Annotated in this window: 19 protein-coding genes, 1 other RNA gene and 2 pseudogenes; 13 read left to right on the top strand and 9 right to left on the bottom strand. The window is 70.0% G+C overall.

Annotated features, from left to right (window positions below):
- The first annotated feature begins 3 nt into the window (after positions 1–3).
- The 5 genes from GGR71_RS04455 (at position 4) to GGR71_RS04435 (ending at position 3,377) form a co-directional block, all read left to right on the top strand.
- Complete coding sequence (locus GGR71_RS04455; RefSeq protein WP_160961723.1) at positions 4–1,368, top strand: glutamate--cysteine ligase; 1,365 nt, start codon at positions 4–6, stop codon at positions 1,366–1,368.
- A 34-nt stretch (positions 1,369–1,402) separates the two neighbouring features.
- Positions 1,403–1,735 carry a hypothetical protein gene (locus GGR71_RS04450; protein WP_160961726.1) on the top strand — a complete coding sequence of 111 codons (333 nt, stop codon included), beginning with the start codon at positions 1,403–1,405 and terminating at the stop codon, positions 1,733–1,735.
- Positions 1,736–1,910: 175 nt separating this feature from the next.
- Positions 1,911–2,492 (top strand): hypothetical protein, encoded by a 582-nt coding sequence (locus GGR71_RS04445; RefSeq protein WP_160961728.1) that lies wholly within the window; start codon positions 1,911–1,913, stop codon positions 2,490–2,492.
- 94 nt (positions 2,493–2,586) lie between these two features.
- Positions 2,587–2,916 (top strand): hypothetical protein, encoded by a 330-nt coding sequence (locus GGR71_RS04440; RefSeq protein ID WP_237474426.1) that lies wholly within the window; start codon positions 2,587–2,589, stop codon positions 2,914–2,916.
- A gap of 74 nt (positions 2,917–2,990) precedes the next feature.
- Entirely contained in the window at positions 2,991–3,377 is a 387-nt protein-coding gene (locus tag GGR71_RS04435) for a YbjQ family protein (protein ID WP_160961731.1), read from the top strand.
- A 37-nt stretch (positions 3,378–3,414) separates the two neighbouring features.
- Here the strand turns inward: GGR71_RS04435 and GGR71_RS04430 are convergent.
- From GGR71_RS04430 to GGR71_RS04425, 3 genes and pseudogenes are all read right to left on the bottom strand, one after another.
- Positions 3,415–4,374, bottom strand: a pseudogene (locus tag GGR71_RS04430) (ATP-binding protein); the annotation flags it as partial.
- A gap of 224 nt (positions 4,375–4,598) precedes the next feature.
- Positions 4,599–4,926 (bottom strand): annotated as a pseudogene (locus GGR71_RS20985) (two-component sensor histidine kinase); the annotation flags it as partial.
- Positions 4,923–5,633 (bottom strand): response regulator, encoded by a 711-nt coding sequence (locus GGR71_RS04425; RefSeq protein WP_228136022.1) that lies wholly within the window; start codon positions 5,631–5,633, stop codon positions 4,923–4,925. The pseudogene GGR71_RS20985 and the gene GGR71_RS04425, both read right to left, overlap by 4 nt.
- 325 nt (positions 5,634–5,958) lie before the next feature.
- Here GGR71_RS04425 and GGR71_RS04420 point away from each other — a divergent pair, with 325 nt between their 5' ends.
- From GGR71_RS04420 to GGR71_RS20980, 5 genes are all read left to right on the top strand, one after another.
- The gene (locus GGR71_RS04420) at positions 5,959–6,234 is read left to right on the top strand and encodes a metal/formaldehyde-sensitive transcriptional repressor (RefSeq protein ID WP_048490915.1); all 276 of its coding nucleotides are present in this window, start codon (positions 5,959–5,961) and stop codon (positions 6,232–6,234) included.
- A 40-nt stretch (positions 6,235–6,274) separates the two neighbouring features.
- Positions 6,275–7,384: an S-(hydroxymethyl)glutathione dehydrogenase/class III alcohol dehydrogenase gene (locus GGR71_RS04415; RefSeq protein WP_048490914.1), complete on the top strand. Its 1,110-nt coding sequence runs from the start codon at positions 6,275–6,277 to the stop codon at positions 7,382–7,384.
- A gap of 71 nt (positions 7,385–7,455) precedes the next feature.
- Positions 7,456–8,028: an S-(hydroxymethyl)glutathione synthase gene (gene gfa, locus GGR71_RS04410; protein WP_048490913.1), complete on the top strand. Its 573-nt coding sequence runs from the start codon at positions 7,456–7,458 to the stop codon at positions 8,026–8,028.
- A gap of 91 nt (positions 8,029–8,119) precedes the next feature.
- On the top strand, positions 8,120–8,950 hold the full coding sequence (gene fghA / locus GGR71_RS04405; RefSeq protein WP_160961736.1) for an S-formylglutathione hydrolase: 831 nt from the start codon (positions 8,120–8,122) through the stop codon (positions 8,948–8,950).
- A 343-nt stretch (positions 8,951–9,293) separates the two neighbouring features.
- Positions 9,294–9,422, top strand: a complete 129-nt coding sequence (locus GGR71_RS20980; protein ID WP_255347936.1) for a hypothetical protein — start codon at positions 9,294–9,296, stop codon at positions 9,420–9,422.
- A gap of 231 nt (positions 9,423–9,653) precedes the next feature.
- Here the strand turns inward: GGR71_RS20980 and GGR71_RS04400 are convergent, their stop codons facing one another.
- A complete protein-coding gene (locus GGR71_RS04400) occupies positions 9,654–11,063 on the bottom strand; it encodes an aminotransferase-like domain-containing protein (RefSeq protein ID WP_160961738.1) in 1,410 nt (469 codons plus the stop codon).
- Between the two features lie 107 nt (positions 11,064–11,170).
- On the opposite strand from GGR71_RS04400, the gene GGR71_RS04395 reads away from it, so the two are divergent.
- Both GGR71_RS04395 and GGR71_RS04390 read left to right on the top strand, forming a co-directional pair.
- Positions 11,171–11,962 (top strand): PhzF family phenazine biosynthesis isomerase, encoded by a 792-nt coding sequence (locus tag GGR71_RS04395; RefSeq protein ID WP_160961740.1) that lies wholly within the window; start codon positions 11,171–11,173, stop codon positions 11,960–11,962.
- On the top strand, positions 11,959–12,870 hold the full coding sequence (locus tag GGR71_RS04390) for a DMT family transporter (RefSeq protein ID WP_160961742.1): 912 nt from the start codon (positions 11,959–11,961) through the stop codon (positions 12,868–12,870). Before GGR71_RS04395 ends, GGR71_RS04390 begins: the two co-directional genes overlap by 4 nt.
- A gap of 61 nt (positions 12,871–12,931) precedes the next feature.
- Here the strand turns inward: GGR71_RS04390 and GGR71_RS04385 are convergent, their stop codons facing one another.
- From GGR71_RS04385 to GGR71_RS04375, 3 genes are all read right to left on the bottom strand, one after another.
- A complete protein-coding gene (locus tag GGR71_RS04385) occupies positions 12,932–13,270 on the bottom strand; it encodes a hypothetical protein (protein ID WP_048490905.1) in 339 nt (112 codons plus the stop codon).
- A gap of 81 nt (positions 13,271–13,351) precedes the next feature.
- On the bottom strand, positions 13,352–14,293 hold the full coding sequence (locus GGR71_RS04380) for a DegV family protein (RefSeq protein ID WP_160961744.1): 942 nt from the start codon (positions 14,291–14,293) through the stop codon (positions 13,352–13,354).
- Between the two features lie 47 nt (positions 14,294–14,340).
- Entirely contained in the window at positions 14,341–14,970 is a 630-nt protein-coding gene (locus GGR71_RS04375; RefSeq protein ID WP_160961746.1) for a 2-hydroxychromene-2-carboxylate isomerase, read from the bottom strand.
- Positions 14,971–15,282: 312 nt separating this feature from the next.
- On the opposite strand from GGR71_RS04375, the gene GGR71_RS04370 reads away from it, so the two are divergent.
- The gene (locus GGR71_RS04370) at positions 15,283–16,110 is read left to right on the top strand and encodes a GH12 family glycosyl hydrolase domain-containing protein (protein WP_160961748.1); all 828 of its coding nucleotides are present in this window, start codon (positions 15,283–15,285) and stop codon (positions 16,108–16,110) included.
- A gap of 58 nt (positions 16,111–16,168) precedes the next feature.
- Here the strand turns inward: GGR71_RS04370 and GGR71_RS04365 are convergent.
- Positions 16,169–16,244: non-coding RNA, sX9 sRNA (locus GGR71_RS04365), on the bottom strand.
- 61 nt (positions 16,245–16,305) lie between these two features.
- Positions 16,306–17,922 (bottom strand): rhamnogalacturonan lyase B N-terminal domain-containing protein, encoded by a 1,617-nt coding sequence (locus tag GGR71_RS04360; RefSeq protein WP_160961750.1) that lies wholly within the window; start codon positions 17,920–17,922, stop codon positions 16,306–16,308.
- Between the last annotated feature and the right edge of the window lie 172 nt (positions 17,923–18,094).

The following is an 18,094-nucleotide window of genomic DNA, read 5'->3' as shown; positions in this document are numbered from 1 at the left end:
CCCTTGTCGAGCCCCAGCCACGTTGCCGAGACGCCGATCACCGACCGCGCCGAACTGGTCCAGGTGCTCGCCTCCGGAGAGAAGCCCGAGGCGCAGTGGCGCATCGGCACCGAGCACGAGAAGTTTGGCTTCCGCCTGGACGACTTGCGGCCGCCGACCTTCGAGGGCGAGCGTGGCATCGAGGCGCTGTTGCTCGGCCTGACCCGCTTCGGCTGGGAGCCGGTGCGCGAAGCCGGGCACACCATCGCCCTGCTGCGCGACGGCGCCTCGGTGACGCTGGAGCCGGCCGGTCAGCTGGAGCTGTCCGGCGCACCGCTGCCGACCATCCACGACACCTGCGTTGAAGTGGGCAGCCACCTCAACGAGGTCAAGCAGGTCGCCGACGAACTGGGCCTGGGCTTCCTGGGCATGGGCTTCCAGCCGAAGTGGCGCCGCGACGAGATGCCGTGGATGCCCAAGGGCCGCTACCAGATCATGAAGAACTACATGCCCAAGGTCGGTGCGCTCGGCCTGGACATGATGACCCGCACCTGCACCGTGCAGGTCAACCTGGACTACGCCAGCGAAGCGGACATGGTGCGCAAGTTCCGCGTGTCGCTGGCGCTGCAGCCGATCGCCACCGCGCTGTTCGCCGACTCGCCATTCGCCGAGGGCAAGCCCAACGGCTACCTCAGCTACCGCTCGCACATCTGGACCGACACCGACGCCGATCGCACCGGCATGCTCGACTTCGTGTTCGAGGACGGTTTCGGCTACGAGCGCTACGTCGACTACCTGCTCGACGTGCCGATGTACTTCTCCTACCGCGATGGCACCTACGTGGACGCCAGCGGGCAGAGCTTCCGCGATTTCATGCAGGGCAAGTTGCCGGCCTTACCGGGTGCGTTGCCGACGCTGCGCGACTGGTCCGACCACATGACCACCGCGTTCCCGGAAGTGCGCTTGAAGAAGTACCTGGAAATGCGCGGCGCCGACGCTGGTCCGTGGGGCCGGTTGTGCGCGCTGTCGGCGTTCTGGGTCGGCCTGCTGTATGACGATGCCGCACTGGATGCGGCCTGGGACCTGGTCAAGGATTTCAGCCTGGTCGAACGTCACGCGCTGCGCGACGGCGTGCCGAAGCAGGCGCTGCAGCTGCCGTTCCGCAACGGCACCGTGCAGGACCTTGCCGCCGAGGCGGTGAAGATTGCCCTGTCCGGCCTGCGCCGCCGCGCGCGTCTGAACCGCGATGGCCAGGACGAATCGCGCTTCCTCGAACCGCTGGTGGAGATCCTGCACGCCGGCGAGACCGCGGCCGAGCGCAAGCTGGCGCTGTACCACGGCGCGTGGCAGGGCGACATCGACCGCGTGTTCCGCGAATTCGCGTACTGAGCGTCGCGCCGCACGTCCGTAGGCGAGCAGGGCGATGACCGCGATCGGGGACATGGCGGGCCTGTTCCAGGACGAGCCGAGCAGATGGGGCGGCCGTGGCGATCCGTATCTGTGGCAGGAGATGGCGTCGACCCTCGCCGGCGTGCCGCTGCCGGCGACGGCGGCGCAGTGCGAGGCGCTGCTCGCCGACAGCTTCGTGCGCCTGGTCGGCACGGCGCTGGACGACGCGTCTGTCGAGTCGGTCTTTGTGCTGCGCCTCAGCCATGGCGGCATGTCCTCGGGGTACGTCAGCCTGGTGTTCTGGCGGAAGACCGCACTGCCGCTGTTGTTGGCGCGTCATGCGGCGGCCATTGCGCAGCGGAGTTGAGGCGATATCGCAGTGCGGCGGGTGGCGCCGTGTGCGCACAACGCAACCCCGCTAGCGAATTCGGCGACCGACGGATGTATGCAGTTCGTCGGATTCGGCAATCGGATGCGGCTGCAGGTGATGGCGCAGTGGGCGGCCAGGCGTCACTATTGTCGACTCGTCTTCAGGGGGACGTATGCATCAGGTACCACCGCGGTCCAATTTTGTCACCATCCTGGCCTGGATCTTCATCGCACTCTCCGGTTTCGGCACGGTGGTCGGCATCATGCAGGTCTTCGTTGTGTTCGCCATGTTCGATCACATGGAGTTCGCCGATGCGGTGCGGAGGCTTCCGCCAGGGATGCCGCCCACGATTGCCTTCATCTTTTCCCACTTTAGTTGGTTGTTTCTTGGGACTGCGCTGTTTTCAATGTGGACCCTGGCGAGTTCGATCGGGCTTCTGCGGCGGCTGAGTTGGGCGCGGTGGTGCTTCATCGCGGCCATGGCGCTGGTGATCGCATGGAATCTGGGCGGCGCGGTCGTGCAGGTGCAGATGATCGCGTTCATGCAGAAGCAGCTCGCCGTTGCGCAGATGCAAGGCGCGCCGGACATGCAGCCGATGCTGTGGGCCATGTCGGCGATCGGCGTGGTCTTTGCTGCGGCCTTCGTCGTCCTGCATGGCTGGATCATCGCGCGCTTGCTTTCGCGATCTGTGGCTGCCGAGTTTCGTCGCCCCTCCTCGACGGATGCCGGCATCGGTATGCCACCAATACCATGAACTGCATTTTTTCGCGTTCCACGACGCGCCGTCGCGAGTCGAGTTCCTCCGCATTGCGCTCGCTTCGTAGCGTTCGCACCGCGTCTGCGCCTGCATGACGGTGGGCAGTGTCTTTGGGCGCCATCGCGGCGGCAGGGCCAGCGTTCTGAGCGTGTTGCTCGGCTGCATGGCATCCGCACATGCGACGAGCCAATGCCCCGCTGAGTTCGGTCCCAAGGATCCGCTTATCGATCTGCTCGGATGGGCCGTGATCGCCAGCGGCGTGCTGCTGGGCGGCTGGCTGTGCGTGCACGTGGTGCGGCGCTCGCGCGGGTTGCGCCGGTGGCGGCGCGTGGCGGTCGTTCTGGCCGGCGTGCTGACGATGCTGTTGCTGTGGATCGGCGGCCTGGTGCTGGCGATTGCGTCGTTCTTCCTGCGGTGCTAACACTGCCGGCCTCGGTGCGTACGCGCCGGGTCTGCGGTCCGCGGAGCCACGGACCACGCCACCAGGGGACACCGATGACCGATCCGTACAATTCCTCGCCGCCACGCGCGACGGCGGCCTCGCCACTCAACGATGCGATGGTGACCACCGCGCTGGAGCTTCCCGGCTACCGCATCGTGCGCAATCTGGGCATCGTGCGCGGCATCACCGTGCGCTCGCGCTCTATCGTCGGCAATTTCCTGGGCGGGCTGCAAACCATCTTCGGCGGCAATATCACCATCTACACCCAACTGTGCGAGCAGGCGCGCCTGGAGACCTACCGGGACATGCTGCAGCATGCGCGGCAGATGGGCGGCAATGCCATCGTCGCGGTGCGCTACGACGCCACCGAGCTGATGGCCGGCCTGACCGAGGTGTTGTGCTACGGCACGGCGGTGGTGGTCGAGCCGAACCAGCGCTGAGCCGATCGGCAGGCGGCGGTACGGTGGCGTGCCTGGCTCAGCCGCCTACCGCCTGGCACGGCAGCCGCACGCTGACCCGCAGGCCGCCCTCGGCACGGTTGTCCAGGGCGATCTGGCCGCCGTGCGCCAGCACGATGCTGTGCGCCACCGACAGGCCCAGGCCGATGCCGCCGGTGTCGCGGTTGCGCGAGTTCTCGCCGCGGAAGAACGGCAGGAACAGCTTCTCGCGCTGCGCGGGATCGATGCCGGGGCCGTCGTCGTCGATCCACAGCACGCACTCGCCGGCCTCGCGGCGCAGCTGCAGGCGCGCGCGCTTGCCGTACTTCAGCGCGTTCTCCACCAGGTTCATCACCATGCGCCGCAGCGACAGCGGATCGCCGTCGAGGGTGATGGCGTCGCCGAGCAGTAGCACCACGTCGGCGCCGGTGTCGCTGGCGTCGTCGACCACGCTTTCCACCAGCAGGCGGAAATCCAGCGGCGAGCGGGTGCCGCGGCGGCTGTCGTTGTGGATGAAGTCCAGCGCCGCGGAGATCATCGCCTTCATCTCGTCGATGTCGGCCATGGTCTTCTCGCGCAGCGGCGGCTGTAGGGTCTCCAGGCGGAACGCCAGCCGCGCCAGCGGCGTGCGCAGGTCGTGGGCGATCGCCGCGACCATGTGCGTGCGCTCGTTGATCAGCCGGTTCAGGCGCGCCTGCATCGCGTTGAACGAATCGGCCGCCTGCACGATCTCGCTGGGGCCGCTGCGGCGCAATGGCTGCGCGTCGGGATTGCGGCCGAGCTGGTCGGCCGCCTCCGCGAAGCGCCGGATCGGCGCCGACAGCGCCCGCGAGAACCACCAGGCCAGCGGCAGCATCGCCAGCATGCCGACCAGGAACAGCATGACCACCTGGGTCTTGAACTCGTTGGAGAACCGACGCGGTGGCGACATCACGCTGCGCCAGTGCCCATCGGGTTGGCGCAGTGCCGCGGTGAAGCCGTCCAGCAGCGGCACCGCCGGGGCGAAGCCGCGTTCGCGCCAACCCACTGCGCGCATGGTCGCGCCGAAGGTGCCATTGCGCGGCGCTTCGCCGGGCGCCGGTGGCGGCTCCAGCGGGGGCGGTTGCTGTGCGGTGGCTGGGGGCGCCACCCCGGCGGGTGCAGGGAGGTCGTCGTCGGTGGCGAGCGCACGCGGCGGCGGCGGTGGGCGTTCGCCCAGGCGCAGGCGCAGACGTTCCAGGCGGCCGTCGCTGTTGCGGTAGAAGCGCACCTGGTCCGGCGCCACTTCCAGCCAGTGCGCCATCAGCCGTTCCACATTGCGGTCGCGCACCTGGTCGCGCGCCGGCAGCGGCGCATGTGCCGTGTCCTGCACCTTGAGGGTCTGGGTGCCGGCCGGCATGCGCGTGCTGAGCAGGGCGATCACCTCCGGCGGATGCACCGGCATCTCGTAGACCGGCGTGCGCAGCACCAGGGCGATGCCGATCAGCTGCGCGACGAGCAGTGCCACCACTAGCAGCAGGAAGGCGCGGGCGAAGATCGGCACGCCGCGGCGGGCGCGCGTGGGTGCGCTCACAGGCGGGCGACGCTCGGCAGCAGCATGTAGCCCTCGTTGCGCACGGTGCGGATCAGTTCGGTCTGTACGCGCTCGTTGATCTTGCGGCGCAGGCGGCTGATCTGGCTGTCGATGGCGCGGTCGTAGACCTCGGTGTCGCGGCCGCGCGCGTAGTCGAGCAGCTGGTCGCGGCTGAGCACGCGCTGCGGGTGCTCGACGAAGGTGCGCAGCAGCGCGAACTCGCCGTCGGAGAGGTTGATGAAGATGCCGGTGGGGTCGCGCAGGTCGCGGCGGATCACGTCCAGCCGCCAGCCGGCGAACTCATAGACGTTGCCGCGGGCTTCCGGTGGCAGCGTCGCCGCCTGGCTGCGCCGCAGCAGGGCGCGCACCCGCGCCAGCAGCTCGCGCGGGTTGCACGGCTTGGCCAGGTAGTCGTCGGCGCCCACTTCCAGGCCGATGATGCGGTCGGTGTCGCTGCCCAGCGCGCTGAGCATGATCACCGCCGGCGCGCCGCGCTCGCTGGCGAGCTGGCGGGCGGCGCTGAGGCCATCCTCGCCGGGCATCATCACGTCCAGGATCACCAGGTCCGGCTGGCGCTCGGCCATGCGCAGGCGCATCTCCGCCACGGTTTCGGCGGTGTCCACCTGATAACCGTGTTCGCTCAGGAACTCGCTGATGAGTCGGCGCAGATCCGGGTCGTCGTCGACGACCAGAATGAAGGATTTCATGTCCACGATCTTGAGGGGCGGCCACACGGGAGTCGCCCAGTCTAGACGTGGCCGCGGCTGCCTGGAACTGGGGGCGGCCAGGGACGTGGCCGCCGGAGCCGGGGCCCGCGCTTGAACGCCTGGCCATCATAGGCAGCGCCGGCGGCGCGAACATGGCCGGTTCGTGTCCTGTGCCGACATGCGTTGCCATGCGCCGGCACCTGCGCTGGTGCGGTGTCCGGCGGCCGCTGGGGGCGATCTGGTGGAGCGTCGGCGCGGCTCGGGCGTTCCCTTTTGCCGGCCGCAGGCATACTATCCCCCAGTATAGTTCCTGGGCCCATCCCGCATGCCGCATACCCCGCACGAGAAGAAGCGCGTCCTTGCCCGCATCCGCCGCCTGCGCGGCCAGACCGAGGCGCTGGAGCGCGCGCTGGAGGGCGGCGCCGAGTGCGCGGCGGTGCTGCAGCAGATCGCCGCCATCCGCGGTGCGGTCAACGGCCTCATGTCCGAGGTGATGGAAGCCCACGTCCGCGAAGAATTCGGCCAGCCCGCCAGCTCCGACGCGCAGCGCGCCGCGCGCGTGCGCGAGATGGGCATGCTGGTCCGCTCCTATCTCAAGTGATCCCCACCCCACACCCCTTTCCTCAGCCAGGAGAAATCGCATGAAATCCCGAGCCGCCGTCGCCTTCGAAGCCGGCCAGCCGCTGCAGATCGTGGAGATCGATGTCGAACCGCCGCGCCAGGGCGAAGTGCTGGTGCGCATCACCCACACCGGCGTGTGCCATACCGACGCGTTCACGCTGTCCGGCGACGACCCGGAAGGCATCTTCCCGGCGGTGCTCGGCCACGAGGGCGGCGGCATCGTCGAGGCGGTGGGCGAGGGCGTGACCAGCGTCAAGGTCGGCGACCACGTGATCCCGCTGTACACGGCCGAGTGCCGCAAGTGCAAGTTCTGCCTGTCCGGCAAGACCAACCTGTGCCAGGCGGTGCGCGCCACCCAGGGCAAGGGCCTGATGCCCGACGGCACCACGCGCTTCTCCTACAACGGTCAGCCGATCTACCACTACATGGGCTGCAGCACCTTCAGCGAGTACACGGTGGTGCCGGAGATCTCGCTGGCCGTGGTCAACCCCGAGGCGCCGCTGGAGAAGGTGTGCCTGCTCGGCTGCGGCGTCACCACCGGCATCGGCGCGGTGCACAACACGGCGAAGGTGAAGGAAGGCGACAGCGTCGCGGTGTTCGGCCTGGGCGGCATCGGCCTGGCGGTGATCCAGGGCGCGGTGCAGGCCAAGGCCGGGCGCATCCTGGCCATCGACACCAATCCGGGCAAGTTCGAGCTGGCGCGCAGCATGGGCGCCACCGACTGCATCAACCCGAAGGATTACAGCAAGCCGATCCAGGAGGTCATCGTCGAGCTGACCGACGGCGGCGTGGACTTCAGTTTCGAGTGCATCGGCAACGTGCACGTGATGCGTTCGGCGCTGGAGTGCTGCCACAAGGGCTGGGGCGAGAGCGTCATCATCGGCGTGGCCGGCGCCGGCCAGGAAATCAGCACGCGTCCGTTCCAGCTGGTCACCGGCCGGGTCTGGCGCGGCAGCGCGTTCGGCGGGGTCAAGGGCCGCACCCAGTTGCCGGGCATGGTGGAACAGGCGATGCACGGCGAGATCGACCTCGATCCGTTCATCACCCACACCCTGCCGCTGGACGAGATCAACGAAGCCTTCCACCTGATGCACGAGGGCAAGTCGATCCGCACCGTCATCCACTTCTGACCCGCAGGTCAGTCCGGCGCGCGGCCGTTTCCGCGCATTGCAGCGACGCAACGAACCCGGGAGGGGGCAAGATGAGTACTGTGACGATTCATCCGTCGGTGGATGCCGGCGTGCGTGCCGGTGCGGAGCAGTTCCAGGGCGGTACCCTGGAATGCCACTGCGCCAGCGACAAGGTGGTGGTGGACGTGGGCGCGCAGACCGCGCACAACCATGCCTGCGGCTGTACCAAGTGCTGGAAGCCGAAGGGCGCGACCTTCTCGGTGGTGGCGGTGGTGGCGCGCGACAAGGTGAAGGTGACCGCGCACGAGGAGAAGCTCAAGGTGGTGGACGAGAGCGCGACGATCCGCCGTCACGCCTGCACCGGCTGCGGCGTGCACATGTACGGCCGCATCGAGAACACCGAGCATCCGTTCTACGGCCTGGATTTCGTGCATACGGAACTGTCGCCGCAGCAGGGCTGGTCGGCGCCGGGCTTCGCCGCGTTCGTGTCCTCGATCATCGAGAGCGGCACCCGTCCGGAGGCGATGGATGGAATACGCAATCGCCTGCGCGAACTGCAGCTGGAACCGTACGATTGCCTGTCGCCGCCGCTGATGGACGCGATCTCCACCCACGTGGCGCGCAAGAACGGCGTGCTGCACTGAAGCCCGCTGCCGCGCGCGTCGCCGGTCGACGCGTCGCGGCATCTCCGCCTGCGGCCGCTCGCGGCCGCAGGCCCACAATTCGGAACTCCCCATGGAACGCATCGAACACCACGCCTGCTGCGGCGGCTGGCAGGACGTCTATCGCTACGATTCGGCCGTGCTCGGCTGCGCCATGCAGGTGGCCGTGTACCTGCCGCCGCAGGCCGAGCACGCCAAACTGCCGGTGCTGTACTGGCTCAGCGGCCTCACCTGCACCGAGCAGAACTTCATCACCAAGGCCGGCGCGCAGCGCTATGCGGCCGAGCACGGGGTGATCCTGGTCGCGCCCGACACCAGCCCGCGCGGCGAGCAGGTCGCCGACGCCGAGGGCTACGACCTCGGCAAGGGCGCCGGCTTCTACGTCAACGCCACCCAGGCGCCGTGGGCCGCGCACTACCGCATGTACGACTACGTGGTGCAGGAACTGCCGGCGCTGATCGAGGCGCAGTTCCCGCACAACGGCCGGCGCGCGATCAGCGGGCATTCGATGGGCGGCCACGGTGCCCTGGTGATCGCGCTGAAGAACCCCGGCCGCTATCGCAGCGTGTCGGCGTTCTCGCCGATCGTGGCGCCGACCCAGGTGCCGTGGGGCGAGAAGGCCTTCGCCGCGTATCTGGGCGAGGACCGCGCGCAATGGCAGGCATACGACGCCAGCGCGCTGATCGGCAGTGCCAGCGAGCGCCTGCCGTTGCTGATCGACCAGGGCGGTGGCGACGAGTTCCTGGAGAAGCAGTTGCGTCCGCAGTTGCTGCAGGCCGCTGCCGAGGCTGCCGGCTATCCGCTGACCCTGCGCGTGCAGCCCGGCTACGACCACAGCTACTACTTCATCGGCAGCTTCATCGGCGAACACATCGCCTTCCACGCGCGCGCGCTGCAGGACTGAGCGCGCGATCCGCCGGCGGTCCGCGCACCGCGGACCGCCGGGCGGCAGGGCGCCGGGGGATGCGCTGCCGGTGGCGTCGCATGCCCTCCGCGCGGTCGCCCAGGCCGCGCTGCCCGATGGCGGGGCGCCTGCAGGCGAGCGACGCAGGCCGCGCGCCCTTGCCGGCCGCGCACATGACAGGCCGGTGACCACGACGGCCGCCGCATGGTCGGTCTCGTAAACAAACAGGGGCGCCGCAGCGTCCGACATGCGGTTGTGCGATCGCGTTCGCGCCTGCTGAGACGGGGGCTGGCTAGATTGCGCAGTGTTCGCCATCCCCACGTCACTGGACCGGAGCCGCGCCATGTCCTGCCGTCGCACCTTGCTGCTTCCCTGGCAGCGCTGGCGCAGCCCGCTCGGCCCCCTGGCGATGCTCGCCTGCACCCTGTTCGGCGCCTGCGTGGCGCTGGCGATCGGCGCGGCCACGCCGTAGCGCAAGCCGCTCCTGGCTGCCGTCGATCGCGTTTGCGCCGTCGCGGCGGATGCGGCCACTGCGGTCGTCTCGCACTGCGCCGGCGATCGCCGCGACCGGCCGGCGCTTATCTGGACTTGCTGCAGCGCCTGGCCCGGAGGCGGTGCAGGACGCCGCGCAGGCGCGATGCAGGCAAACGCTGGTAGCGCGCACTTCGTATCGGCACTGCGGTGTGGCGTTGGACGACGGCGCTCAGCGCGGCAGCCGCGCGGCCAAGTGGCCCAGCCGTCGCATCGCCTGTTCCAGCGTCTCGCTCCACGGCTGGCCGCAGCTCAGCCGCAGGTGGTCGGCGTAGTCGCCGCGGCTGGAGAACAGATGCCCGGGCGAGGTGCCGATGCCCTCGGCGAGGGCGGCCTCGAACAAGGCCTGGCCGCTGCCAGAGTCCGCCAGTTGCAGCCACAGCGACAGGCCGCCGGCCGGGTCGCCGATGCGGGTGCCGGCCGGCCAGTGCCGCAACACCGCCTCGCGCAGGCGCTGGCCGTTGTCGGCCAGGGTGCGGCGCAGCTTGCGCAGGTGGCGTTCCAGGTCGTGCCGCTGCAGGTAGTCGGCCAGGGCCAGTTGCGGCAGGCTGGCGCCGCCGATGGTGGAGAAGTACTTGGCTCGCATCAGCGCCTCGGTCCAGGCGCCGCCGAGCAGCCAGCCCACGCGCAGGCCGGGCGCCAGCACCTTGGAGAAGGCGCCGCAGGTGATCACGTTGCCGTGCGTGTCGAAATGGCGCAGCGGCCGTGGACGTTGCCCCGACCAGTCGAGTTCGCCGTAGATGTCGTCCTCGATCACCACCGTGCCGTGGCGCGCGCAGCTGGCGAGCAGGCTGCGCTTGGCCGCGTCGGGGGTGAGGCTGCCGAGCGGATTATTGAAGTTCGGCACCAGCACCGCGGCGCGTGCCGGCGTGCGCTGCAGCAGCGCGTCCAGGCGCGCGGCGTCGATGCCCAGTCCCGACCGGTTCGGGACTTCCAGCACCTTCAGGCGTAGCGCCGCCACCGCCTGCAGGATGCCGTGGTAGGTCGGGGTCTCGACCAGCACCACGTCGCCGGGCGCGGTGAGGGTGCGCAGCGCCAGGCTGATCGCCTCCATCGCGCCGGCGGTCACCACCACTTCGTCGGCGGCCACGGCGGTGGCGCAGTGCGCGTAGCGCTGCGCGATCTGCCGGCGCAGTGCGGCGTGGCCCTGCGGCGGTGCGTAGTCGAGCGCGGCGCTGCGCTGGCGGCGCAGCTGGCGTGCCAGTGCGCTGGCCAGGTGAGCGCCGGGCAGCAGCGCCGCCGCTGGCGTGGCGGTGTGCAGCGGCACCAGGTCCGAGCGCGCGAGCATGTCCAGCACGCCTTGCAGCGCCGGATTGGCGACCGCGCCCGGGGCGCGCCGTCGCGACGGGCCGGCGCCGGTCGGCATCGGCGTCGTCGCCGCGCGCACGAAGTAGCCGGAACGCGGCCGCGCCTGCACCCGGCCTTCGCGTTCCAACTGCAGGCAGGCCTGCACCGCGGTGGCGGCGCTGATGCCATGGCCGGCGGCCAGTTGCCGGATCGACGGCAGGCGCTCGCCGGCGCGCAGCGTGCCCTGCGCGATCTGCTCGCGCAACTGGCTGGCCAGGGCTTCGTACAGGCGCATGCGCAGGCCTCATCTGTATCGGTCGATTTGCAGCGTATCTGACTCTGTGCTGGTCGCCCACCCCGGCGCACACTGGCCGCGTCCTTCCCCGATCCCCGAGGCCGCGCGTGCAACTGCCGCTGTTCATCGTCGATGCGTTCACCACGGTGCGGTTCCGCGGCAACCCGGCTGCGGTGGTGCCACTGCAGGCATGGCTGCCGGACGCGCTGATGCAGGCCATCGCCAGCGAGAACAATCTGTCGGAAACCGCGTTCTTCGTGCGCGAGGCGGATGGCGCGTTCGCGATCCGCTGGTTCTCGCCGCTGCGCGAAGTGGCGTTCTGTGGCCATGCCACCCTGGCCAGCGCCTTCGTCGTCGCCGCCCAAGGCCTGGCACCGCTGCCCTTGCGGTTCCGCGCCGCGGCGGTCGGCGAGTTGGCGGTGGATCGCGAGGCCGACGGGCGCTTCGTCCTGCACTTTCCGAACCAGGCGCCGACGGCGTTGGCGATCGTGCCGCAGGCGCTCGCGCAGGCGCTGTCGATCGCGCCGCAGGCGGCGTACCGTAACGACCAGGCCTACATCGCCGTGTACGCGGACGAAACCCAGGTGCGCGCGGTGGTGCCGGACCTGGCACGGATGCTGGCGCTGGCGCCGCGCGATGTCGCGGTCACCGCGCCCGGCCGCGAGCATGATTTCGTGTCGCGCTATTTCTGGCCGGCCAACGGCGGCGTCGAGGATCCGGTGACCGGCTCGATCCACGCCGCGCTGGCGCCGCTATGGGCGCAACGCCTGGGCAAGTCGGACCTGCGCGCGTTGCAGGCCTCGACGCGCGGCGGCGAACTGGAGTGCCGGGTGCTGCCGGACCACGTGCAGGTGCGCGGCGCGGCCGTGCAGTACCTGCACGGGACCATCGCGCTATGAATGCTGTGCAGGCCGCGCCTGCGGGCGCGTCACGGCGCGCGCTGTGGCAGCTGTTGCTGGCCGAGGTGTTGATCGGCTCGGTCGGCGTATTCGTGCACGAGAGCGGCCAGGACCCGGTGACCGCGGTGTTCTACCGCTGCCTGTTCGGGGCGCTGTTCCTGACCGTGTGCGGCCTGCTCGGCGGACAGCTGCGCGGCCTGTGGCGCGAGCGCGCGTTGCTGCGCGACGCTGCGTTCAGCGGCGTGCTGCTGGTGCTCAACTGGGTGGCGCTGTTCGCCGGCATGGCGCGCTCGTCGATCGGCGTGGCGACCATGGTCTACCACGTGTTCCCGTTCGTCATGCTGATCCTGGCGGCGTTGCTGCAGGGCGAGCGCAGCCGCCGTTCCGACCTGGGCTGGACGCTGCTGGCCTTCGTCGGCGTGGCCTGTTCGGCCGATCCGCTGCGGCTGTGGTCCAGCGCCGACCGCGGCTATCTGGGCGGGATCGCATTGACGCTGCTTGGCGCGTTGCTGTGCGGCGCGTCGTTGCTGATGTCGCGGCGGATCAGCCGCGAGCGGCCGCTGGCGGTGGTGACGGTGCAGTGCTGGGTCGGTGCGGCGATGCTGGCCGGCTTCTCCAGCAGCGCCGCGCTGCATCCCGGGCGGCATTGGTTCTGGCTGGTCGGCCTAGGGGTGATCCACAGTGGTGTGGTGTATGTGCTGTTCTACAGCGCCTACCGACACCTGCACGTGGCGGCGATCGCGGTGGTCGCCTTCGTCTACCCACTTGTGACGCTGCTGCTGGACTACCTGTTGTACGGCCACCGGCTGGTGCCGGTGCAGTGGCTGGGCCTGGCGTTGATCGTGCTGGGCACGCTGGCGGTCAATCTGCGCTGGTCCTGGCCGCGCCGCGCGGTGGCCGCGTCCTAGTACGGCGCGGCTCCGCGTGTGCGCGTCGGCCACCGCAGTGCAGTGGCCTGGGGTGCTCGGCTCAGCGCACGTCGCGCAGTTCCCAGCCGCTGCCGGCGAGCAGGCGCAGGCGCTGCTTGAGGATGTCGCCGGGGATGCTGGTGGTGGCGGACAGGTCGATGCGCAGATCGTCCTGGCGGCCGGTCACCCGCGCCGCCGGATCTGTCACGCCCAGGGCCGGATCCACCTCGTCCGGCTCCGGCTGCATCGCGCGCCAGCGCTCGAACCAGGCAGGGTCACTCAGGGCGGCCTGCAGTTGTTCGGCGAAGGCGTCGGCGCCGTGCGCGGTGAAGCTCAGCGACGGCTGGCTGCCGCGGGCACGGGCGGGATCGGGCAGGCTGATCGAGTAGGTGACGGCCATGGGCATCTCGTGTGAGCGGTACGAAGCGGCGCAGCCTAGCAGAGCCGGCGATGACCCGCCGTCGACGCGACCAGCGGGCGATCAGCCGAAGCGCAGCGCCTCGCCAGCGAAGCCCAGCACCAGCGCGCCCTTGCCGACGTTGACCATGCCGGTCAGGCTCATCACGCTTTCCAGCACCTCCACGCCGTGGCTGTCGCAGGCCTGGCGCAGCGCCGCGTAGCCGGGCAGGGCGCGCAGCTCCGCCAACTCGCCGCCATAGCTCAGGCACAGCGTGGGCGTCATCAGCCCGGCGGCCACGCGTTTGGCGGCCAGGCCGAACAGCGTCTGCACGGCGTGGTCGAAGCCCTTGAGCTTGGCCACCGGTGCGGTCTCGCCGCGGTGGCAGTGCAGCACCGGCTTGATGTCCAGGGCCGAGCCGAGCGCGGCGCTGAGCAGGCCGACGCTGCGGTCGCCCTTGCTGCGCGCGCGGCTGCGCAGGTAGTACAGGTCGCGCGCGATCATGTAGCCATGGGTGTGCTCGGCCAGCGTCTCCAGCCGTTCGCGGATGGCCTGCACACCGGCATCGCTGGCGCGCAAGCGCACCGCCTCGGCCGCCACCACCGCCTGTGCGGCGAACAGGTTCTGGGTGTCGATCACCCGCAGCGCGAACGGCGAGGCGTGGCCGGCGGCCTGGCGGATCGGCTTGTAGTCGTTGAGGATGGCGAAGCCGGCCTGCTGCGCATGCGCGTGGATCGGGCTGCGGGTCTTGGTGATGGTCAGGCAGAACACATGGTCGTAGTCGATGACCAGCCGGCCCAGGAACAGCTCGCGGATCTGCGCCACGCTGTACGGCACGGTCTCGGCCTCGGCGCCGTGCGCGCTGACCTGCGCATGCAGGAACTCCAGCGTCGCTGCTTCGTCGCGGCGATCGGCGAGCACGGTGCCGCCGAGGCGCACGCTGATCGGCAGGACCACCAGGTCGTGTTGGGCGATGTAGTCCTGCGGCAGATCGCAGGCGGAATCTACGACGATGCCGATACGCATCCGCTGAAGCTCCAGTACGGGGAAATGGCGATGAACATGGTGGCCGCTCAGGCGCCCCGCTGCACCGCGGCCGGCAGCGTCACCAGGCGCGCCATCTCGCCGCGCTGCAGCAGCTGCGGGTCGGCCAGTACCGCGCGCATCAGCGGATGCGCGTCGTTGCCCCACAGCAGGGTGTCGTCGATCTGCAGGGTCGGCACGCCGAACACGCCGGCGGCCAGCGCCTGCTCGGTGTTGGTACGCAGTTGCGCCTTGACCTGGGCCTCGGCGGTGGCCGTGGCCACGTCGGCGATGCCCAGCGCCTGGCCGACCGGCGTCAGCGCCGCGGCGTCGTCGCCAGCGTGGCCATCGCGCCACAGCCAGTCGAAGATCGCGTCGATGGCCTGCGGCGTGGTGCCGGCGGCGATGCACAGGCGCAGCGCGGTCAGCGGGTTGAACGGGTGCGCTGGCGGGAAGCGCAGCGGCACGCCCTGCTGTTGCGCCTGCCACTGCACGAAGCGATAGGTGAATTCGCGCTTGTGCGGCACCTCGGCCGGCCCTCGCGCCTGCAGCTGCGCCAGCACCGCGCCGAACACGATCGGCACCGGCTGGATCCGGGCGAACTCCGGAAGCGTTTTCACCTGCTGCCAGTGCAGATAGGAAAACGGCGAGATGAAATCGAAGTACCAGCGCAACGTCATCGTGCTTCTCCGCAATGACCCATCAGCTTATCGCGACGTCGTGCCCACTGCGACTCGTTGCGCATGGTGCAGTGCGGGATGTGGATGCCGCCTGGGCGTGGCGCCGACCGCGCTGCGTAGACGATGCCGTGGCGAAAATCTCGCCGGCTCACGATATCTGTGAAGAACTGCGCGGCCGCGGCCTGGATTGCGGTACCGCTATTGCGCTGACGCATGGCGGGCGCGCGTCTTGTCATAGCTCGCGGCACGAACGCCTTGCTAGCGTCCGCCGCGGCAGCAGCTTCGCTGCCCCTGCACGCTCAGGAGAACGCCATGCATGCTTCCGCTTCCGCCGCCGCTTCGCCGCGCTTTCCCGCCACCGTCGCCAGGTCGCCGCGCGGTTGGACGCGGTCTCTGCGTGCGCTGTTCGCCATGGCCCTGTTCGCCGTGGCGCCGCTGGCGCTGGCCGGTCCCTACCAGGTGTACGGCAACCAGTACGCCTGGGTGAACAACTTCAACGACCCCAACAACGTCATCCAGGGCACCTTCCACAGCGGCAGCACGCCGAGCATGACCGTGACCTTCAATTTTCCCAACGCCAGCCTGTACGGCTATCCGGCGATCCTGCGCGGCTCGCACTACGGCTTCAATCCGACCTCCGACCGCACCTTCCCGCGGCAGGTCTCGGCCCTGCGGTCGTTGCCGGCGACCTTCGCCTACTCGTCCGGCGGCAGCAACCTGGCAGGCGATTTCGCCTACGACCTGTTCTTCCGCTGGGACAGCACGGTCTCCTCCAGCGCGATTCCGCAGGCTGAAGTGATGATCTGGGGCGGCCACAACTCGTATCCGATCGGCACGCTCACCGCCAGCAACGTCATCAGCGCCGGCGGCTACACCTTCGATCTGTGGGAAGGCATGAACAGCGCCGCCGGCTACTACGTCTACACCTTCATCCCGCACAACACCGCCGGCCAGCCGACCCTGCCGAGCAACGGCACTCTCAACATCGACATCAAGCCGTTCCTGAGCTGGCTGCACGCCCACCGCGCGCAGGACGGACGCTTCAGCAACGCGATGTACCTGCACGTGGTCGAGGCCGGCTTCGAGGTGGTGCGCGGCAACGGCTGGGCCTGGATCCAGGCCAACATCGGCGCCAACTGACGGGCCGGTGCGCAGCGTCGCAGCGTCGGTGTCGCACTGGCTTTCAGATGCTTGGAGTGGCTAACAAAACGTCGCGAGCAGTCGCCAGGTGGGCGTGGACGGCGCGGAGGAACCGCAGTGTACGAGTGGTACATGAGGATTCCGAGCACCGTCCGCGCCCGCCTGGCGGCTGCGCAGTAGTTTTGTTAGCCGCTCTTAGGGCGCCGCTTGCGGCGCGAGCAACTGCACGCTGTCGAAGACCAGGCCGGGGCCGAGGAAGCCGTTGTCCGGCGTGCCGGACGCGACCCCGATGTCCAGCGTGTTGAGGCTGGCCTGCAGCGCGCTGGCGGGAATGTCGGCCAGATATGCCGTGTTGTTGCCGCGATAGGTGCCGCGGGTGATGCCGCGGCTGTCCGGCTGCTCCGGGCGCGGCGGCACCGGCGCGCTCCAGCGCTCGTTCACCCGCAGCTGCGGGCGGCCGCCAGCCTGGGTCAGGGTGACGAACAGCCGCAGGCGGTAGGCGTGGACCTGGTCCGGCGCGAGCACGAAGGCGATGCGCGTGGGCGTGTTGACGCCGCGCCATTGCGCCGCCGGGAACGCGTCGAGACGGTCTTGGCCTACGCGATAGGTCAGCGGCCCCCATGGCGCCATGCGCCGGTCGGACGGATGCGCGCTCGCCAGCAGCGCGGCGTTGCGGAAGCCCGCCGGCGTGCCATCGGGATCGCCGATCTGCCACATCACCTGGCCGGGCAGCGGGACCGCGTGCAGGTCGGCATGGGCGGTGGCCGCGGCTGCGATCTGCACGGTGTCGTGGGCCACCTCCAGTTCGTTCTGGTACAGCGCGATGCGGTACGCGCCGGGGCGGATGCCGGCGATGCGGAAGCGGCCGGCGGCGTCGGCCGTGGCCCAGTACTGCGCCTGCGCGTTGCGCAGGGCGACCACCGCCGGCTGTCCGCTGGCGATGCCGAAGACCTGGCCGGCCACCGCGCCGCGCTCCGCTGCGCCCAGGAAGCCCTGCAGTCCCAGCGAGGCGTCGACGAAGCGCAGATCCGGCGGCACCTGCGCCGCCGCGCCGCCGCGGCTGAACTGCAGCGTGTACACGCCGTGCAGGCCGCCGCGGTACGGCTCGGTCTGGGTATGGTTGGAGAACATGTAGTCGTACAGCTCGTGGGTGCGCGCGGTCGTCTGCGTGGCGATGTCCTTGAAGAACGGCCCGCCGGCGCTGTGTTCGCGATCGCCCATCCACATGCGCACGGCGATGCCGGGTCCGCGGACGCCATGCACGGTGTCGTCGATCGCGCGCCGCGCCGAGTAGAACTTGGAGCTGGTGCGACCGTCGGGCAGCAGGAACACGTCCTTGCCCTCGATCGCGGTGCCGACGTTGGAGTCCGGCTCGCGTTCGGCATCGGGCAGCTTCGCTGCGTCGAGCCGGGCGATGAAGCGCAGTTCGCCGACTGGTAGCAGGGTCGGCGCATAGGTGGCCAGGTAGAGCGCGTCGCGGCCCTTGCGCGCCATGTAGTACTGCACCAGGTCGCCGGCGCTGGCCGAGACCACGATGGTGTCGCCGACGGTGCGCGCGTCGACGTGGGCGCTGCCCAGGCCCGAGGCGATCTGCGTGTGCTTGGGCTCCGGGCTCTGCAATTCGATGCCGCGGTAGCGCATGGAGACCACGTCGCCCGTGCGCGCGTCCACGCTGAACTGCAGATCGGCGCCGCTGTCGACGACGAAGCGCTCGCCGATCCTGGCGACGCCGAAACGGCCGGCGTCGGCGCATGCGGGCGCTGTGCTGGTCAGCGCGAACAGGCACAACAGCAGGCAGGGCAGGCGGGGCATGGCGGCGCGCGCAAGGGCAAGAAGGCGCACAGCCTACTGCGCGTGGGCGCGGTGTCGGATGTCGCCGGCGCGCGCCGGTCGGGCGGCGCTCAGCCGCGGGTGGCTGAGCACGGCGAAGGCGCCAGCGGGACGGCGGCGTCTGCAGGCCGCCGTCGCCGCGTTGTCGGCGAGG

It is taken from the genome of Xanthomonas sp. F1 (assembly GCF_014199855.1).
Note: the sequence above shows the minus strand (reverse complement) of the source record. Positions and strands in the feature narration are given on the sequence as shown.

Excerpts from the sequence above, each read along its gene's own strand:
- GGR71_RS04450 (WP_160961726.1), top strand. The coding sequence starts at position 1,403 with ATGACCGCGATCGGGGACATGGCGGGCCTGTTCCAGGACGAGCCGAGC.
- GGR71_RS04445 (WP_160961728.1), top strand. The coding sequence starts at position 1,911 with ATGCATCAGGTACCACCGCGGTCCAATTTTGTCACCATCCTGGCCTGG.
- GGR71_RS04440 (WP_237474426.1), top strand. The coding sequence starts at position 2,587 with ATGACGGTGGGCAGTGTCTTTGGGCGCCATCGCGGCGGCAGGGCCAGC.
- GGR71_RS04435 (WP_160961731.1), top strand. The coding sequence starts at position 2,991 with ATGACCGATCCGTACAATTCCTCGCCGCCACGCGCGACGGCGGCCTCG.
- GGR71_RS04425 (WP_228136022.1), bottom strand. The coding sequence starts at position 5,633 with ATGAAATCCTTCATTCTGGTCGTCGACGACGACCCGGATCTGCGCCGA.
- GGR71_RS04420 (WP_048490915.1), top strand. The coding sequence starts at position 5,959 with ATGCCGCATACCCCGCACGAGAAGAAGCGCGTCCTTGCCCGCATCCGC.
- GGR71_RS04415 (WP_048490914.1), top strand. The coding sequence starts at position 6,275 with ATGAAATCCCGAGCCGCCGTCGCCTTCGAAGCCGGCCAGCCGCTGCAG.
- gfa (WP_048490913.1), top strand. The coding sequence starts at position 7,456 with ATGAGTACTGTGACGATTCATCCGTCGGTGGATGCCGGCGTGCGTGCC.
- fghA (WP_160961736.1), top strand. The coding sequence starts at position 8,120 with ATGGAACGCATCGAACACCACGCCTGCTGCGGCGGCTGGCAGGACGTC.
- GGR71_RS20980 (WP_255347936.1), top strand. The coding sequence starts at position 9,294 with ATGTCCTGCCGTCGCACCTTGCTGCTTCCCTGGCAGCGCTGGCGCAGC.
- GGR71_RS04400 (WP_160961738.1), bottom strand. The coding sequence starts at position 11,063 with ATGCGCCTGTACGAAGCCCTGGCCAGCCAGTTGCGCGAGCAGATCGCG.
- GGR71_RS04390 (WP_160961742.1), top strand. The coding sequence starts at position 11,959 with ATGAATGCTGTGCAGGCCGCGCCTGCGGGCGCGTCACGGCGCGCGCTG.
- GGR71_RS04385 (WP_048490905.1), bottom strand. The coding sequence starts at position 13,270 with ATGGCCGTCACCTACTCGATCAGCCTGCCCGATCCCGCCCGTGCCCGC.
- GGR71_RS04380 (WP_160961744.1), bottom strand. The coding sequence starts at position 14,293 with ATGCGTATCGGCATCGTCGTAGATTCCGCCTGCGATCTGCCGCAGGAC.
- GGR71_RS04375 (WP_160961746.1), bottom strand. The coding sequence starts at position 14,970 with ATGACGTTGCGCTGGTACTTCGATTTCATCTCGCCGTTTTCCTATCTG.
- GGR71_RS04370 (WP_160961748.1), top strand. The coding sequence starts at position 15,283 with ATGCATGCTTCCGCTTCCGCCGCCGCTTCGCCGCGCTTTCCCGCCACC.
- GGR71_RS04360 (WP_160961750.1), bottom strand. The coding sequence starts at position 17,922 with ATGCCCCGCCTGCCCTGCCTGCTGTTGTGCCTGTTCGCGCTGACCAGC.